Annotated in this window: 17 protein-coding genes; 11 read left to right on the top strand and 6 right to left on the bottom strand. The window is 37.0% G+C overall.

Going from position 1 to position 17994, the window contains the following annotated elements; genetic code table 11:
• Positions 1 to 32 precede the first annotated feature (32 nt).
• Complete coding sequence (locus tag JEM45_RS00645) at positions 33 to 1271, top strand: M20 family metallo-hydrolase (RefSeq protein WP_026866673.1); 1239 nt, start codon at positions 33 to 35, stop codon at positions 1269 to 1271.
• Positions 1272 to 1365: 94 nt separating this feature from the next.
• Positions 1366 to 1992 (top strand): LbetaH domain-containing protein, encoded by a 627-nt coding sequence (locus JEM45_RS00650; protein ID WP_026866674.1) that lies wholly within the window; start codon positions 1366 to 1368, stop codon positions 1990 to 1992.
• A 183-nt stretch (positions 1993 to 2175) separates the two neighbouring features.
• Here the strand turns inward: JEM45_RS00650 and JEM45_RS00655 are convergent, their stop codons facing one another.
• The 4 genes from JEM45_RS00655 to JEM45_RS00670 all read right to left on the bottom strand — a co-directional run bounded on the left by JEM45_RS00655 (position 2176) and on the right by JEM45_RS00670 (position 4497).
• Entirely contained in the window at positions 2176 to 2538 is a 363-nt protein-coding gene (locus tag JEM45_RS00655; protein WP_026866675.1) for a fluoride efflux transporter FluC, read from the bottom strand.
• Positions 2531 to 2896, bottom strand: coding sequence for a fluoride efflux transporter FluC (locus tag JEM45_RS00660; RefSeq protein WP_026866676.1), 366 nt, complete (start codon positions 2894 to 2896; stop codon positions 2531 to 2533). The genes JEM45_RS00655 and JEM45_RS00660 overlap by 8 nt, the downstream gene beginning before the upstream one ends.
• A gap of 17 nt (positions 2897 to 2913) precedes the next feature.
• A complete protein-coding gene (locus tag JEM45_RS00665) occupies positions 2914 to 3900 on the bottom strand; it encodes a proline dehydrogenase family protein (protein ID WP_026866677.1) in 987 nt (328 codons plus the stop codon).
• Between the two features lie 93 nt (positions 3901 to 3993).
• The gene (locus JEM45_RS00670; protein ID WP_198687533.1) at positions 3994 to 4497 is read right to left on the bottom strand and encodes a gamma carbonic anhydrase; all 504 of its coding nucleotides are present in this window, start codon (positions 4495 to 4497) and stop codon (positions 3994 to 3996) included.
• A gap of 79 nt (positions 4498 to 4576) precedes the next feature.
• On the opposite strand from JEM45_RS00670, the gene JEM45_RS00675 reads away from it, so the two are divergent.
• Positions 4577 to 5386 carry an alpha/beta hydrolase gene (locus JEM45_RS00675; RefSeq protein WP_026866679.1) on the top strand — a complete coding sequence of 270 codons (810 nt, stop codon included), beginning with the start codon at positions 4577 to 4579 and terminating at the stop codon, positions 5384 to 5386.
• Here JEM45_RS00675 and JEM45_RS00680 read toward each other — a convergent pair.
• Positions 5383 to 5928 (bottom strand): tRNA 5-(aminomethyl)-2-thiouridylate-methyltransferase MnmM, encoded by a 546-nt coding sequence (locus tag JEM45_RS00680; RefSeq protein ID WP_198687534.1) that lies wholly within the window; start codon positions 5926 to 5928, stop codon positions 5383 to 5385. The genes JEM45_RS00675 and JEM45_RS00680 overlap by 4 nt on opposite strands.
• 51 nt (positions 5929 to 5979) lie before the next feature.
• Between JEM45_RS00680 and JEM45_RS00685 the strand changes: the two genes are divergently transcribed.
• The 4 genes from JEM45_RS00685 (at position 5980) to leuS (ending at position 11374) form a co-directional block, all read left to right on the top strand.
• A complete protein-coding gene (locus JEM45_RS00685; protein WP_198687535.1) occupies positions 5980 to 6726 on the top strand; it encodes an ABC transporter ATP-binding protein in 747 nt (248 codons plus the stop codon).
• A complete protein-coding gene (locus JEM45_RS00690; RefSeq protein ID WP_198687536.1) occupies positions 6701 to 8260 on the top strand; it encodes an ABC-2 transporter permease in 1560 nt (519 codons plus the stop codon). The genes JEM45_RS00685 and JEM45_RS00690 overlap by 26 nt, the downstream gene beginning before the upstream one ends.
• Before the next feature lie 4 nt (positions 8261 to 8264).
• Positions 8265 to 8726 (top strand): methylated-DNA--[protein]-cysteine S-methyltransferase, encoded by a 462-nt coding sequence (locus JEM45_RS00695; protein WP_051220491.1) that lies wholly within the window; start codon positions 8265 to 8267, stop codon positions 8724 to 8726.
• A 233-nt stretch (positions 8727 to 8959) separates the two neighbouring features.
• On the top strand, positions 8960 to 11374 hold the full coding sequence (leuS, locus tag JEM45_RS00700; protein WP_026866683.1) for a leucine--tRNA ligase: 2415 nt from the start codon (positions 8960 to 8962) through the stop codon (positions 11372 to 11374).
• 356 nt (positions 11375 to 11730) lie between these two features.
• Here leuS and JEM45_RS00705 read toward each other — a convergent pair whose 3' ends face one another.
• Positions 11731 to 12987 carry a BaiN/RdsA family NAD(P)/FAD-dependent oxidoreductase gene (locus tag JEM45_RS00705; protein WP_166626808.1) on the bottom strand — a complete coding sequence of 419 codons (1257 nt, stop codon included), beginning with the start codon at positions 12985 to 12987 and terminating at the stop codon, positions 11731 to 11733.
• Positions 12988 to 13069: 82 nt separating this feature from the next.
• On the opposite strand from JEM45_RS00705, the gene JEM45_RS00710 reads away from it, so the two are divergent.
• From JEM45_RS00710 to pepV, 4 genes are all read left to right on the top strand, one after another.
• On the top strand, positions 13070 to 14707 hold the full coding sequence (locus JEM45_RS00710) for a putative polysaccharide biosynthesis protein (protein WP_026866685.1): 1638 nt from the start codon (positions 13070 to 13072) through the stop codon (positions 14705 to 14707).
• Entirely contained in the window at positions 14708 to 15391 is a 684-nt protein-coding gene (locus JEM45_RS00715; RefSeq protein WP_026866686.1) for a pseudouridine synthase, read from the top strand.
• An 81-nt stretch (positions 15392 to 15472) separates the two neighbouring features.
• Positions 15473 to 16159, top strand: a complete 687-nt coding sequence (locus tag JEM45_RS00720) for a hypothetical protein (RefSeq protein WP_198687537.1) — start codon at positions 15473 to 15475, stop codon at positions 16157 to 16159.
• Positions 16160 to 16283: 124 nt separating this feature from the next.
• Complete coding sequence (pepV, locus tag JEM45_RS00725; protein WP_156889147.1) at positions 16284 to 17690, top strand: dipeptidase PepV; 1407 nt, start codon at positions 16284 to 16286, stop codon at positions 17688 to 17690.
• Positions 17691 to 17994: the final 304 nt, after the last annotated feature.

Consider the following 17994-nt stretch of genomic DNA (forward strand, 5'->3'; position numbering starts at 1 on the left):
TGACAACTTATATAAGAAAAGGGGCTTAACAAATGGAGCATTTAAGAATAAATAAGGAAAGATTGTTAGATAGAATTAAGACATTGAGTAAAGTTGGAAGAAACGATGAGGGCCAATTAGTCAGGCTTGCTTTAACGGATGAGGACAAAGCGGGTAGAGATTTACTAAAATCTTGGTTTGAGTCATTAGGGTTAATTGTCCAATTGGATCAATTTGGTAATATGTTTGCAACTTGGCAGACTGATGAAAACAAAGATCAAAAACCATTGATGATAGGATCTCATATAGATTCAGTGATTGATGCGGGTATTTATGACGGTGTGCTTGGAGTGCTTTCGGGTCTTGAAGTCGTAGAGACTTTAAAAGAAAATCATTTTAAATCTCCTAGACCCATTACCATTGTTGCATTTACAAATGAAGAAGGTGTTAGATTTCCACCAAGTATGCTCGGTTCTTTAGTTTACTCTGGTGATCTAAACATTGATAAAGCACTCGATACAATCGGCATGGATGGAATGCGTATGGGTGATGAACTAGAGCGCATCGGCTATAAAGGGGACAATGAACCCGGCTTTATTAAACCCGAGTGGTATCTTGAACTTCACATAGAGCAAGGGCCGATTTTAGAGAAAGAGAATGTACAGATTGGTGCAGTATATAATTTACAAGGGAATTCTAGAAGGGAAATCATTTTTACTGGTGAAGCAAACCACGCAGGGTCAACACCGAATTATTTAAGAAAAGATCCAATGCAGGCTTTTGCATATTTTTCATCGAGATTATATAACTACATAAATGATAATAAATTGGCAACAGTTGCAACGATCGGCTCAATTCAATTAGAACCCAATGCTGCAACGATCATTCCATCTAAAGTGACCTTTACTTTAGATATGAGAAGCCCTGAAGATGAAGGGTTTAATGAAGCACAAGAATTTGTTAGAGGGTTATTAAAAGAAATTGAGGCACAGGGTGAAATTGGTGTAAAGGCAACAGAATTTGCCATTTTTGAGCCAGTTGTGTTTGACGAAATGCTAGGGGATACAATTACGGAGTCAGCTAGGGATTTGAATTTAACTGTTAAAAGAATGATTTCAGGTGCTGGTCATGATGCTCAAATGATTAACAGAATTGCACCATCAGCCATGATTTTTGTGCCTAGTAAAGATGGTGTGAGTCATAATCCATTGGAATATACTTCCGATGAGGAAATTGATGATGGTGCGAATGTGCTTTTAAAAACGTCTATGAATCTTTTATCGAAAAAATAATTTAACTGTAATTACATGATATTCACGACACCTTTACAATGTTCAACTTGGCAACAAGTTAAGATATAAGAAAGCGAACTTGTGGAGGGTCAAGATGAATATTTCAGATAAGCAATTGGGTCATGAAGTTACAGTACATGATCACGCTAAGATTACTAACAGTGAGTTTGGAATTTACACTGAAGTTGGTATGTATAATTTTCTAGAGAATAGTACTTTTGGAGATTTTTCTTATACAGGACAATTTTGCTTCGTGCAAAACACAGAGATCGGGAAGTATTCTAACATTGCAGCAATGGTGAGAATCGGGCCGACGGATCACCCCTATGAGAGACCAACCTTACATCACTTTACTTATAGAAGAAAAATGTACGGCTTTAGTGACACGGATGATGAGCAGTTTTTTGAGCATAGAGAAAGTCGTAAAACAGTTATTGGTCATGACACGTGGATTGGGCATGGTGCAATCATTTCCCCAGAAGTGACCATCGGTCACGGTGCTGTGATTGGCGCAGGTGCAGTGGTGACAAAAGATGTAGAACCCTATGCAATTGTTGTCGGTGTTCCGGGTAAACAAATTAAGAAGCGGTTTAGCGATGATATCATTGAAAAATTACTGAAAATAGAATGGTGGCACTGGTCATATGACAAAGTAAAAGAAAATCTTGATGACTTTTACTTACCAATCGAAGAATTTGTGAATAAACACTATGAAGACTAGAAAAAGTGGATGAAGCTTCTTATTATAAGAAGCTTCATTTACTTTCATATTGAGCATATATTTTTTTGATGTTGCTCCTTTAAGAGTATAGGGGTCTAACGTCATTTTGACGTTGAGCTTCAAAGTGCCTTGGAGTCTAACACTATTTTGGCGTTGATTCCCTGACTCCCACAACCAACTAAATCAAACAAACATATTACCCACAATTAAACCAAAAGCAATACCAGCGAGTGTGAAGAAGATGCTGGCTAGGGAGTATTTAAAGAATAGAACGGTTTTCTTTTCTCTCAACAAGTCGAATTGGTCTAAGGCGAACTGGGAATAGGTTGTGAATCCGCCTAAAAATCCTGTTGTGATGACGAAGTAGTACTGTGAATTTGCGAGTAAGATCATAGCGGATAAGCCCATCAAAAATGAGCCTATAACATTGACTGCGAGTGTACTGAATGGTATTTCTTTTTCTTTGAACACGCTTAAATTCGAAATGTATACGCGCAAGCAAGCACCAAGTGCTGCAGCGACGAGCATGGTAATTAAATTAATCATTGACCTTTTTCCCTCCTAGAGTGAATCCTAAAAAGACTGCGATTAGCCCTAGGAAAAGATTAATTGCTAAATAAACCATGAAAACCAAATAATCCCCATAAGACAACAGGAGATATTGTTCATAAGACAACAGTGAAAAAGTCGTAAAGCTACCTAAGAATCCTTTAATCCAAAATGCAGTTTTACCAGCACTCATGTCTTTTGCGATTAGAAAACCAATCAACAAGGCACCAGCGATATTTACGATTAAAGTCCCTGTGAAAAAGGGGAGGGCGAGGTTTAGAGTTCCGATTGACAATAAAAAGCGTAGGAGTGCACCGAGCATTGCACCTACGCCTATTTTTATATAATTATTCATAAAAATCCTATCTTTATTTATTTTTTAAGTAATTTCACGAGACCAGAAACCACAATTAGGGCAGCGACACCGATGGCACCTGCTCTAAAGCGTTTGCTCTTCGTCACTGACTTCACGACTAGGTTTAAGTTTTGAGGTCTCTCAGCTAAACGTCTCATGAAGTATGCATACCAATCCGTACCAAATGGTACATACACACACATGTTATAGCCGCGTTTTACTAACTCTTCTTGATATTCCTTACGGAAACCATATAGCATTTGGAATTCAAATTTATCTTTTGGGATATTCTGAGTTTCAATAAAACGAATCGATTTTTCTATAATGTTATGATCATGTGTTGCAATTGATGTAAAACCTTCACCTTCAACTAAATGTGTTTTAATAATTTCAAAGAACGATTGATCAATGTCATTTTTTGACTGATACGCCAAAGTTGTCGGCTCTTTATAGGCACCTTTAACTAAGCGAATGCGCTGATCTTTATATTTTCTTACATCTTTCTTCGCATCATAAAAATATGCTTGAATGACTGTACCTACATTATCAAATTCTTTAAGTAACTTATCGAGAATTCTCATAGATGGTTCTTTGGATACATAATTCTCCATATCCAAGTTAACGAACATATCCGTTTTCTTAGCAGCTTCAATAATCTCTCTTATATTTTGGTAGCAAAATTCTTCATCTATATGCAATCCAATTTGAGAAAGTTTTACCGAAGGGTAGGCACTTGCACCTTTATCTTGTACTGCTTTAATCATTTTTATTATGTTATTTTTCTCTGTAGTTGCCTCTGACTTATCAGAAATAAACTCACCAAGGTTATCAAATGTAACACTCATACCTTGGTTGTTGATGTCATTTATACATTTAAGTGTATCTTCAACACCAGTTCCGCCAACGACTTTTTGTGCGCCAAAGCGTAACCCCATCTGCTTTGATGCGTCGTTTAAAACCTTATTTTCTGATAAACCAATAAATATGTCTCTTACTACTCCCATACTAATCCTCCTACAAGTAAAGCGTTTTCTTTTTATTGTTTAAAGCTATTATATATCCTTTTATAATATATTTGGTGTAAAAACTTTAAATTTTTAATTTTTATAATTTGGAATGTGACCAACGTATGTCTCGTTGATTCTCTTCATCTCTTCTAGGTCTTCTTCTGTGAGTTCTCGCACAACTTTTGCAGGACGTCCAAAAGCCATGGTATTTGGAGGAATGACTGTACCACCTGTGACTAAGGAGCCAGCACCTATAAAGGCATTTTCTCCAATAACAGCTTCATCAAGTATTGTTGAATCCATACCGACTAGTGCGCCTTTTTTAACTGTACAGCTGTGAAGGGTCACCTTATGACCAATCGTGACATTGTCTTCTAATGTCAGAGGTAGTCCTGGTGTTTGATGTAAGATAGAAAGGTCTTGAACATTAGTGTAATTTCCGATACGAACTGGTGCGATATCACCACGGATAACAGAACCGAAAAATACTGAAGAAAATTCTCCAATTTCAACATCACCGATAACGGTTGTATTTGGCGCAATAAAAGCATTGTCACTAATCTTTGGGCTGTGATTTTTGTAATCATGTATCATTTTAAATTTCCTTTCTTTTATGGAATGTTATAATGATTTCATCATATCAAATTTTAATTTTTTTGTAAGGAGCCAGCATATGTGGAAGTGGGAAACTGAAAATGAAGCTAAGGGTGCTGTTGTTATCGTTCATGACTTATTAGAACATCATGAATATTACGATGCACTTACAGTCAAGCTTCGCCGAGATGGTTATCATGTCATCATTGGGGATTTACCAGGACATGGTCAAACGACGCGTGTAAATAAAGGGCATATTAATAATTTTGATCAATATACAGAACGTATCGCTGAATGGCATAACCTTGCCTTAGATTATGAGTTACCAACTTTTGTCATTGGCCAGGGCTTAGGTGGCTTGATTGCGATTGAAGCCACTCGGCAAGGAAGAATTCAGTCAGACGGATTAATCCTTTTAAATCCTCTCTTATCATTTAAACAATCATTCATGAATAGAAAAAATACTATTTTAACGAGTGTGCGTATGACGAGTGATGAAACAAGGTTTAATCCAGGGATTAAATTATCTTATTTTACTGAGGATAAAAACTTCCTAAACCGCTATAAAAAAGATGAACTTATCGTCGATAAGGTGAGTTATCAGTGGTATAAGACTGTCATCAATCAGATGAAGGAAACATCAGAGACTATGGAAGAAGTCGGTGATGTACCAATCCTATGCATCATGACAGATGACAATCAAATTATAAACCCATACTTATCAGCTAAGTATATGAAGCGTAACTTATCAGCTGATTTTAGATTTATAATGATGGAATCCAATGAACATAGTATTTTCCAACGTGAAGATATTGAATATCCATATTATCTCTTAGACCAGTTTATAAATACACAGCTCTTTAGTATCGGTTTAATTCCTAAAAACTAGGCTGATTTTTCTATCAGTAATAAGAACGGTGCATGATTTTTTTGGTTGATATATTTATATTCTAAAACTTGGCATGTATCTTGAGGCCACTTACTCAGTTCATTAATGAGTTGATCACGTTCTATTTTGCCGCTCTCATGTCCATGGTAGACCACAATGGCAATTCTGCCACCAACACTTAACAGGGTGAATAATTTATTAAGAGCGGTAACGGTGGTCTCAGGGATGGTTGTAATTGATTTATTTCCACCTGGGAGATAGCCGAGATTAAAGATTGCAGCTTTGATATTTTCTTGGATATATTGATCGACATTTTCATGACCATCTTGAATGAAGTGTATATTTGGTGCTGGATATGTTTCTTTAGCTTTTAAAATGGCATCTTTTTGTATGTCAAAGCTATAGACGGTGCCCTTAGGTACAAGAGACGATAAGAATTGACTATCATGGCCATTGCCACATGTCGCATCGACGACATGGTCTGTCGGCTCAATAATTTCTTCTATATATTCTTTAGCAGTTGGTAGAATTTTTTTAAGCATAGTTTCATCCTTTCTCCTATTAATTTTATCACAAGAAATGAGGCACTTAGTATGATCGAAGTCACTCAGCTTTCAAAAAAATATGGTGACAAGATAGCGGTCAATGATATTGACTTCAACGTCAAAAGTGGGGAGTTGTTTGCCTACCTTGGACCCAATGGATCAGGGAAGTCTACAACAATTAAAATGTTGACCGGCTCAGTTGAACCCACAAGCGGTATGATCGAAATCTTTGGTAGTAAGATGGATTTAAATCAAGTAGATATAAAAAGACGGATGAGTTTTGTCCCAGATACACCGGATATTATGGGGAAATTGACAGGTGCTGAATACTTGAACTTTATTGCTAGTGTATATCAGATGGATGAAGTGGTTTATGAGAATAAACGAGACGAACTAACAAAAATGTTTGAAATTGGTCAGGCACTTGGTACCTTAGTTGAGGAATATTCTCACGGTATGCGTCAAAAACTTGTCTTAACCGCTGCTCTCATGCATTCTCCTGAACTTTTATTCTTAGATGAACCGACAGTTGGACTCGACCCAAAGAGTAACCGTCTTTTAAAGGATTATTTAAAGGCCTATGTAAAAGCGGGTAACACGGTATTTCTAACCACACATACTTTAAGTTTAGCTGAAGAAATTGCAGATAGAATATGTATTATATATAATGGTGAGATTAAAATTACAGGGACACTAGAAGAGTTAAAAGATGGTAGTCAGGGTAGTCTAGAAGACATCTTCTTAAGTTTAACAGGTGGTGAAAAAGAAGATGCTAAAGCAGATACTGAAGCTTGAATCTAAATCTAAAATTAATTATCTCAAAGCCCTAGATACATCTAAAATACTCGTTTATGTTATTTTGGCTTTCATTATAATGATGGTGCTCTTGCCAATGATGTGGATGCTCATGAGTACATTCTTTATTAATGCAGAAGAAAGCTTGATTCCAAAAGCACTCATACTGCTCAGTTTAGCTGTACTCATCATACATGCTCTGTTCTTAGTCAACGGCATTATTAAAGAGATGTTTATGGACAAAAATATAGAATCCTATTTACTATTACCGATAAAACCAACTCATCTTTTTACGGCGAAGATGATTATACAATACGGCTTTAAAGTTTTCCCAATAAATTTAATTTTAGCAGTCATCGTTGGTGCTGCACTTACGATACGCTATAGTCATCCAGTGATACTCCTCAATAGTTTGATGTACTTTGTTGCACTTGGTGTACTAACCATAGCAGTATCTTATGGTTTGGTCTTTCTAGTGACTAAGATATCTTCTGCAAAAAGAGTAGGTGAGATCTTAACCCTTGTAGGCGGTTTTGCATCAGTACTACCATTTTTTATAATGACAATAGGTGGTCAGTACTTGATTCAAACTATAGAAATGATGCCAGAAATCAATTTTTTATATGCGGGATATCTTTATAAACCGTCACTAATAATGACGATAGTCGTAAACATCGCTCTCGTTTTACTGATTACAGCTTTAGTTCGTTTGACTGTTTCCAGTGTGACCCAAGCCTTCATTAAAGGGAATGTTAATGATAATGTGAATAGATACCATGGCAGTGTGAAAACGACTGTGGATCATCCAATAAAATCTCTAATTAAAAAAGATTTAAAACTGACCTTTCGTGACTTTAAGGAATGGTCTGTCGTCTTACCACAGTATTTATTTCCATTCATATTTCTATATTTAGTCGCCGCTAATCCTGTCATGTTTGGTGGGGTATTGAACCCAGATCAGGTTATAATTGCTATAGGTTTTGCAGGCGCTGTGATGATTTCACTTTTTGTGTCCGCGATGAACACCGCAAGAGACGCGAGTCATTATCAGTTTTTAAAGCTCTTACCAGTAAATGGATTGACTTTAATGCGTGCAAAGTATTTATATAATGTCATCACTATTCTACCGGTTTATGTAGTGCTCAGTGTTGTAATTTACTTCATTATTACACCGACATTGGCAGCCTTAATGTATACGATAATACTCTCAATTTTAACTGTCCTAACGGTTATACCCATAGGCATGGTAATCGGTTTAATGAGTCCGGTAGTCTCTAAAAAGAGCCCTGCCAACCGATTAGATACTGCGAGTAATGTGATTATTACAACAACCATTTTTGTCCTGGTTTTAGCCGTTGGTCGTATTTCGAGTTTAGTGTTTGAAGTTGTTGATGGTAATAATGTCATCAATCATCAAGCGATGTTTACTCTATTGATTTCCCTAACAGTACTATGTCTTGTTCTCGCTTATTTCTGTATTAGGAAAACTGCTAAGAAGCATAATGAGGGTTACAAAATAACTTATAAGGACTGATAATATGCCAGTGTACACTTATTATGAAAGATTCCCGGTTGGTTACTTACAAATCAAAGCGAATGATCAGGCAATCACTCACATTAATTACTGTGACGAAGCATCCGACAGTGATGTAAAAAATGCAGTACTTGATCAATGTGTCAATGAATTAAATGAATACTTTGAAGGTAAAAGAAAGCACTTTGATGTTCCAGTAGATTTTACTGGGTCGGGAACAGACTTTCAAAGAAGCGTGTGGAAAGAATTAGCCCAAATACCATTTGGCCAAACAATTAGTTATAAAATGCTCGCCAATAGAATTTCAGGAAGTAATTATTCAAGGGCTGTTGCAAATGCAAATGGAAAAAATCCAATATCTATTATTATCCCATGTCACCGTGTTATTGCGAGTGATGGAGGATATGGGGGCTACACTGGTGGCTTAGATAAGAAGAAACTATTATTAAATATTGAGCAAGCTTGATAATTATGGAAGATTCGGATATATTAATACTATCAGAAGTAGTAACTGAAATTTTTATTTAAGCGAGCTGGTGGTTGGTGTAAACCAGTATGAAAATCAAGTGAACTTGTCTGTGTTAAATGAATAGTAATCAAAGTTGCACATAATTGTGAATGCGGGTGGTACCGCGGTCTTATAGATCGTCCCATATCTTTTTTAGATATGGGATTTTTTAATTTCAGGAGGAGAAAGAAATGACGTTTAAGCATAGAGATATTGAACAAAAGTGGCAAAAGTTTTGGGAAGAGAACAAGACTTTTAAAACGAAAGAAAATAAAGGTAACAAGAAATTTTATGCTCTAGATATGTTTCCATATCCATCTGGAGCGGGGCTTCATGTTGGTCACCCTGAAGGGTATACAGCAACGGATATAGTTAGCCGTATGAAACGTATGCAAGGTTATGATGTTCTACATCCAATGGGTTGGGACGCATTTGGTTTGCCTGCAGAACAATATGCGATTGATACAGGTAATGATATTCATGCCTTTAATGAAAAAAATATCGATAATTTCCGTCGTCAAATTAAAGCACTTGGTTTTTCTTATGACTGGGACCGTGAAATCAATACGACAGACCCAAGCTACTATAAGTGGACACAGTGGATTTTTATCCAGTTATATAACAAAGGTCTCGCTTATGTTGATGAAGTGCCTGTTAACTGGTGTGAAGCATTGGGGACAGTACTTGCTAATGAAGAGGTTATTGATGGTAAGAGTGAACGTGGTGGTCATCCGGTCGTACGTAAGCCGATGAGACAGTGGGTGCTACGCATCACTGAATATGCAGAGCGTTTACTGGCAGATCTAGATGAACTTGATTGGCCTGAGTCATTAAAAGATATGCAGCGTAATTGGATCGGTAAATCTGAGGGTGCGAATATTACATTTGAAATCGATGGCACGGATACATCCTTTAGCGCTTTTACAACACGTCCGGACACAATTTACGGGGCAACATACGCCGTTTTATCTCCAGAACATAAATTAATCGATGAAATTACGACTGATGAACAAAGAGAGGCTATAGAAGCCTATCAAACTGCTGCAGCCCATAAGAGTGAGCTAGAACGTACTGATCTTGCCAAAGAAAAAACTGGTGTTTTCACTGGTGCTTATGCAGTGAATCCATTAAGTGGTGAGAAATTACCGATATGGATAGCAGATTATGTCTTGGCATCATATGGAACAGGTGCGATAATGGCTGTTCCTGCTCATGATGAACGTGACTATGAATTTGCGAAAACTTTTGGTCTGGATATTATTCCTGTTCTGGACGGTGGTAATGTTGAAGAAGAAGCATTCACTGGTGAAGGACCACATATTAATTCAGGTCCTTTAAATGGTCTTGGCTTAAATGATGGTATAAAGAAAGCCATTGAACTCCTTGAAGAAAATGGTAGTGGTGAGGCTAAGATAACTTATCGCTTAAGAGATTGGCTCTTTAGTCGTCAACGTTACTGGGGTGAGCCAATTCCAGTTATACACTGGGAAGATGGTACGATGTCAACTGTACCAGAGGATGAGCTACCACTAGAACTACCTGTTATGACTGAAATTAAGCCATCAGGGACAGGTGAGTCGCCACTTGCTAATAATACGGATTGGGTTAATGTAGTGAGAGAAGATGGCGTTAAAGGGCGTCGTGAAACGAATACCATGCCACAGTGGGCAGGTTCAAGTTGGTATTTCCTACGCTTTATTGATCCGCACAATGATGAAATGATTGCCGATCCAGAGAAATTAAAACACTGGCTACCAGTGGATCTATATATTGGTGGTACAGAACACGCTGTACTTCATTTACTATATGCGAGATTCTGGCATAAAGTACTTTACGATATTGGCGCAGTACCTACTAAAGAACCGTTCCAAAAACTGTATAACCAGGGTATGATCCTTGGTGAAGGCAATGAGAAAATGAGTAAATCTAAGGGTAACGTCGTTAACCCGGATGATATTATATACTCACACGGTGCAGATACACTAAGACTTTACGAGATGTTCATGGGGCCTTTAGACGCGTCCATTGCATGGAGTGAAAATGGATTAGATGGTGCGAGAAGATTCCTAGACCGTGTTTGGCGTTTGATTATTGATGAATCATCAGGAGAAGTCTCTTCAAAAGTAGTTACTAAAGATACGCCAGAGCTCGATAAAGTATACAATGAAACTGTGAAGAAAGTATCGAGTGACTTTGACAACTTGTTATTTAACACAGGTATTTCACAATTGATGGTATTTGTAAATGAAGGTTATAAGGCTGAGGGAATAAATAAATCTTATATAGAAGGTTTTGTTAAACTACTTTCTCCAGTTGCACCGCACTTAGCCGAAGAGTTATGGCAGCGCCTTGGTAATGAAGATACTGTTGCTTACAGCGAATGGCCAACGTTTGACGAAACTAAACTCGTTGAAGATACAGTGGAAGTTGTTGTTCAAATCAACGGTAAAGTTAAAACGAAGTTAAATGTTGCGGTTGATATTTCTAAAGATGAATTAGAAAGTATCGCATTAGATGACGAGACAGTTAAATCACAAGTTGAAGGAAAAACGATTAGAAAAGTGATTGTCGTCCCTGGTAAACTTGTTAACATTGTTGCGAATTAAGAAATAGATAATATATAAGACATTGAAAACTTTAATTAAAGTTTTCAATGTCTTTTTTGTATAGGAGTTAGAACTTTCGTCTTAGATTCGGATTTTTTGGGGTATTTGGATAGGGACGAGGAGTTCACATCACTATTCTAATCGGATTGGATAGGGATGAGGAAATCACATCACTATTCTAAGTATGTTGGATAGGGATGAAGAAATCACATCACTATTCTGAGTATGTTGGATAGGGACGAGGAACTCACATCACCATTCTAGAAATTTTGGCAGGGGATGTGATAGGCTCGTTACATTTCTAACAATGTAGGCTAACACCAATTCACCGTTGACCTTCTATACAAATCTACCCATTATTCCCTGTGTGAACAGTGGTAGCCAGCAGTATAACCGGTGACAAGTGCACTCGTAATATTATAGCCACCAGTATAACCATGGATATCTAAAACTTCGCCGGCAAAGTGAAGACCTTCAACAAGCTTGGATGACATGGTAGAAGGTTGAAGTTCTTTTAGGTTTACCCCACCACCTGTTACAAAGGCTTTTTCAATAGACTGTGTACCATTTACGGTAAATCTAAAACGTTTAAAGAATTCCACAATTTTTTGTCGTTCTTGATTAGAAACATGGTGCCCGCTATTATCCATTTCAATATCCAAGTATTCCAGCATAAAGGTGATTAATCGTTCCTGATGCATATTCTTTAAGATGTTCTTTAGGCTTTTATCGATATTATCTTTAATGAGTTTGTTTATATCCTCAGTTAACTTACCTTCAGAGATATCTGGAAAGAAATCGATTTGCATTGTAATATCCTGACGTTTTTGAGCTTGTTGTTCACGGTAGACAAACTGACTGCAACGAAGGGCCGCTGGACCACTGACTCCAAAATGAGTGAAAATCATATCCATTTGATGGGTAATTCTTGGCTTTCCGTTTTTCTTTAATACAGAAAGGGCAACATCATCTAAGGAGATTCCTTTAAGTGTGCCATCTTTAAAGAATTTTTCATTTGAAGTAATTGGAACTTCAGTTGGAAATAACTCAGTTATAGTATGCCCAAGTGTTTTTGCAAATTTATGGCCATCACCTGTAGATCCAGTTTGAGGTACACTTTTCCCTCCAGTTGTGACTATGACATTTTTTGAGTGAATGGTTTGATTATCCGACGTTTTCACTCCAGTGATTTTACCATCTTCAGATAAAACCGCCTGGACTTCAGTTGAATACTGCACAGTCACCTTATTTTCTTCTAGCTTCTCTAAGAAGACGTTCAATACATCCCGTGCCTTATTTGACACTGGGAACATACGGCCATGGTCTTCTTCCTTTAATTTCACGCCGTTAGATTCTACGAAGCTAATGATAGATTCGTTGTCAAAAACTGAAAAAGGGCCATAGAGAAATTTCCCATTACCTGGAATGTGTTTAATAATTTCCTCATATGGTAGACGGTTTGTTACATTACAACGTCCACCACCTGAAATTAATAATTTTTTCCCAAGTTTTTTGTTCTTTTCAATCAGTAGGACTTGATTATTATTCAAACTTGCAGCATAAGCAGCCATAATACCGCTCACGCCACCACCAATGACTATCGTATCGTACATTTTCTTGCTCCTTTTAGTTTTAAAGTTTAATCTTATACATTATAATAATTTGTATGTTTAATATAGATAAGAAGGGTTAATTATGTCGGATCAGAAGAAGATGTTCCGCGGCACGTTCTTACTCACGGCCGCAACATTCACAACACAAATATTAGGTATGCTCTATCTCATCCCATTTTACAGCATTATGGGCGGAGAGGAAAATTTAGCTTTATATGGCTATGCATACACGCCCTATACAATTATGTTATCAGTCGCAGCAGCAGGTGTACCGGGTGCTGTGTCTAAATTCGTTGCCAAATATAATGCACTTGGTGCCTATGAAACGAGTAGGAAATTATATAAATCAAGTTTAATTGTGATGATGGCCTCAGGGTGTATTGCCTTTTTAGCACTGTTTTTCCTAGCGCCATATATCGCTGAAGCACAGAGTGCTGCGGGTGGTAGTGGAGACCATAGATGGAGTGCTGAAGACATTACAAGTGTCATCAGAGTGGTCAGTTTCGCAGTCATTGTCGTCCCATTTATGGCAACATGGCGTGGAATATTCCAAGGGCATGAATCATTTGGTCCAACAAGTGCATCATCAGTTGTTGAACAAATCTTAAGAATTGCTGTCCTACTAACAGGTGCTTTTGTAGTTATAAACGTCTTAGATGGATCTATAAAAACCGCTAACCAAATTGCTGTTTTCGCAGCTTTTGTAGGTGCAATTGGTGCAACGCTCACACTTGCTGTTTTTTGGAGAAAGCGTAAGCCAATAATGCAACAACAAATCGGCACTGATACGAGTGGTATCAGCCTATCCTATGGGGATATGTATAAGGAAATTATTCGTTACGGCTTACCGTTTATTATTGTGAGTGTCAGTATCCCAGTTTTATTATTTATCGATCAGATGACACATAATAATGCGTTGTCCCTAGCAGGTGTACCTGGAGCCTTGCAGGACTCATGGTTTGGTATGTTGAACTTAACAACACATAAACTCGTTATGATTCCAACTTCCTTTGCATCAGCCTTTGCAATTACTATTTTACCTTTTATAACGAAAAATTATCAGCAGAAGTTATTTGATAATGTACATGGCCAAGTGAAATCGATGATTTTAATGTTGCTATTTTTCGTCATTCCAGCAGGACTTGGTATGATGATACTTGCTGCGCCAATTTATACAGCTTTTTATAGTTACAACGAGGTTGGTATTATGATACTGACAGTCTATGCACCAGTCAGTATCATTATTTCACTGTTTTCTGTTACATGTTCAATTGTTCAAGGTATCGATAAACAAAGCCATACCTTTTATGTTGTCATCATAATGTTAATCGTAAAAGCTGTAATTAATATTCCTTTGGTGATGTATTTCTACACAGTGGGTGCAGTCATGGGTACAGCCATTGCGCTTGGTGTCGGTGTAATTATGAACTTAATCATTATTAAAAAATATGGCAAGATTCGTTTCAGTGCCTTCGTAATGCCAATCTTTAAAATTATAGTGCTAGCATTAGCAATGACATTAGTTGTTGAAGTTGTGTACTACTTATTACTGATGAATATGAACCAACCACTGACGACAGTTACAGCAGTGATTGCTCTAGTGATCACAGTACCTATAGGAGTATTAGTTTATATGCTTATTGCCTTTAAAACAGGTATTGCAGATGAAGTGCTTGGTGAACGCGCTATGAAAATTCGTCGGAAAGTGAAGTTTTTATAAATGAGACTGGATAAATATCTTGCGAACGCAAACATTGGTAGCCGTAAAGAGGTTGGGAAGTGGATTCGTAAGGGCATGGTAAAAGTGAATGGCCAGATTGAAAAGCAAGTGAAAGTTGAAGTCACTTATGAAGATGAAATCACTTTCCAAGATGAACGCGTGAATTTAGAAGAATATATCTATCTTATGATGAATAAGCCAACTGGAGTTATCTCGTCTACTGAAGAGGGACCAACAAAAACAGTCATCGATTTAATTGACCATCCTCAAGGAAATGAGCTATTTCCAGTTGGTCGTTTAGACAAGGACACAACAGGGCTCCTATTAATATCCAATGACGGAAAACTTGCCCACCGCCTTTTATCGCCTAAAAATGAACACTTTAAAACTTATCATGTCACTTTAAAAAATCGGGTTGATAACAAGGATGTTGAACACTTGGAAAACGGCATACAATTGAAAGATTTTAAGACGAAGCCAGCACGTGTAGAGCAAATCGATGCGCACCACCTTCACCTATCAATTAGTGAAGGAAAGTTTCACCAAGTTAAAAGAATGTTTCAAGCCTTGGATAATGAAGTCATCGCCTTGAAACGTGTTAAATTTGTGTCACTTGACTTAGATGAATCATTAATAGAAGGGCAATGGAGACACTTAACAACGGATGAAATAAAAAAATTGTAAATTTAAGTTTACCTTTGTTAATGCAGGGTATATTTCATATTAAGCAAAAGAATTATAATCAAGAATATGAGGTGTATCAAAATGGGAAGATTATTTAATTTGGTATTTAGAGTTGGGGCAGTACTTGGTATTGCATATGCTGCAAAAAAATTAGCTGATAATAAAGATGCTGTAAAAGCTGAATATAACAAAGCTAAGGAAGATCCTAAATCTTATGCTCAAAACGTCCAAGAAAAAGCAACGGTTAAAGCACAAGAAGTACAGGAAAGAGCAAAGGAAGAATACGGTAAAGTAAAAGAAGACCCTAAAGCTTATGCTCAAAATGTACAGGAAAAAGCAACTGCTAAAGCTCAAGATGTACAGAATAAAGCAAGCGAACAAGTAGAAGTTGCTAAAAATAAAGCACAAGATGTACAAAACAAGGCTAAAGATGAATATCAAAAAGCCAAAGAAGACCCAGAAGCTTATAAGGAAAACTTAAAAGCAAAGGGGAAAGAACAAGTAGACCAAGCAAAAAAAGAAGTGAAGAAAGCTAAGGATAATTCTAATGAAGCAGTAGATGCTAAGCCAGATTCTGAAAACACAGATGATTTAGCTGAAAGAGAATCTACACTTGCAGATGAAGGCGGGTTATCAAGCGATGAAGTAGAAAAAGAAGTAGTACAAGCTGAAAAAGAAAGCAATGTTGATGTAGTTGTAGATGAAGGTGACTATAACGAAAACCATAACGTTCATGTCGTTACTGACAAAAAGAAAAATGAAAAATAAGAATTAGAACTTTATATTTGAAATGAAAGGGAAATCTCAGGTAGCCGAGATTTCCCTTCTTTCTTTTAATGATACACTGACTCAGTATATAATATAAGTAATGATACTTTGGGGGTTACATATTATGGATGCTAAAATGTTAGCGAATAAGTATAAAGATGAATTAATTGAAGATTTGATGGGTCTGTTGGAAATTGACAGTGTAAAAGGGGAAAGTGAAGTAGATGCTCCAGTTGGCAATGGGCCAAAAAAAGCTTTGGAGTATATGCTTGAACTTGGTAAGAGAGACGGTCAAGAAACAAAAATGGTTGGTAATTTAGCGGGGCATATCGAATTCGGTCAAGGTGATGACCTATTCGGTATTTTAGGACATGTAGACGTTGTACCACCTGGCTCTGGTTGGACAACGCCACCATTTGAGCCAGTGATCAGGGACAATCAAATATACGCACGTGGCGTTCAAGATGATAAGGGGCCGACAATGGCAGCCTATTATGCCTTAAAAATTCTACAGGCAGAGGGTTATGAATTCAACCAACGTGTTCGGGTCATCATCGGTACTGATGAGGAATCGGATTGGGAATGCACAACGAGATATTTTGATACTGAAGAAATGCCGAGTGCTGGTTTTTCTCCTGATGCAGAGTTTCCAGTTATTCACGGTGAAAAAGGTATCACTTCATTCAATATAGTACAAACTGAACTTGAAGATGAGTTCGTCGATGGTGATATTGAGCTTAAAGCATTTATATCTGGAGAACGCTATAATATGGTCCCAGAATCTGCTATGGCTAAATTAAAAGTGCTTGTTAACATGAGTGCGGTAATTCAATCATTTGAAGGTTATTTAAGGAAAACTCAGTTGTCCGGAGATTACGAAATCGATAGTGGCTTTTTAAAACTGGAATTACAGGGACAAAGTGCGCATGGTTCGACTCCAGAAGAAGGGATTAATGCTGGAATAGAGCTATTACGATTCTTATATACTCTAGAACTCGATTCCAACGGGCGTCAATTTGTAAGCTTTGCAAATGACTATATTTTTGATAATTTTAAAGGGCAAGCTTTTAACATGGCACATCAGCACGAAGAATTAGGTGAGGTTAGTGTCAATACTGGAATGATTAACTATACGGAAGTTGACGGTGGCGATTTTGGTATCAACTTAAGATATCCACAAGGTTTAGATTTTGAAAAAAGAATCAAAGCTTTTAGGGACTTAATTAGTGAAAAAGGATTTAATATAGAAGATATTCATGACCAAGTACCACACTATGTTGATAAGAATGATGACTTAGTTGTGACGCTTTTAGAGAGTTATCGTAGCCATGTGAATGATACGAGAGAAGCATTTACCATTGGTGGGGGTACATACGCACGTACCTTAGAACGCGGTGTAGCCTTTGGTGCAATGTTTAAAAACACAGTAGATACGATGCATCAAAAGGATGAGCATATGGATATAGACGAGTTGATTTTAGCTACTGCGATCTATATAGAAGCGATGTATCGTTTGACAGTAAAACATTAATCAATTCAATAAAGTATTTAATTTACTTATGAAAACTGGTATACTTGCATATGCTATTTATTAATTTAAGAGAATTAAATGTTCGGTGAAAAGTTAACGTTTAACAACATTTAGTTTTTCTATTTAATAAAATCTTAGGTAAAATCACATTTATTCAGTACTAACATTGAGTTGGCAAAAGTATTCATTCTTTTGCTCTTGAAATAAAGCTATAAACGATATAAGATTTTAAACACGAACTAAATTTGCGCTATCCAAGTACTTGCTAGCGCATTTTTTTATTTGAACGAGGAAACGAGGTGTG

Origin of the sequence: Jeotgalicoccus sp. ATCC 8456, from assembly GCF_016313225.1 — a bacterium.
GTDB classification, from domain to species: Bacteria; Bacillota; Bacilli; order Staphylococcales; family Salinicoccaceae; genus Jeotgalicoccus; species Jeotgalicoccus marinus.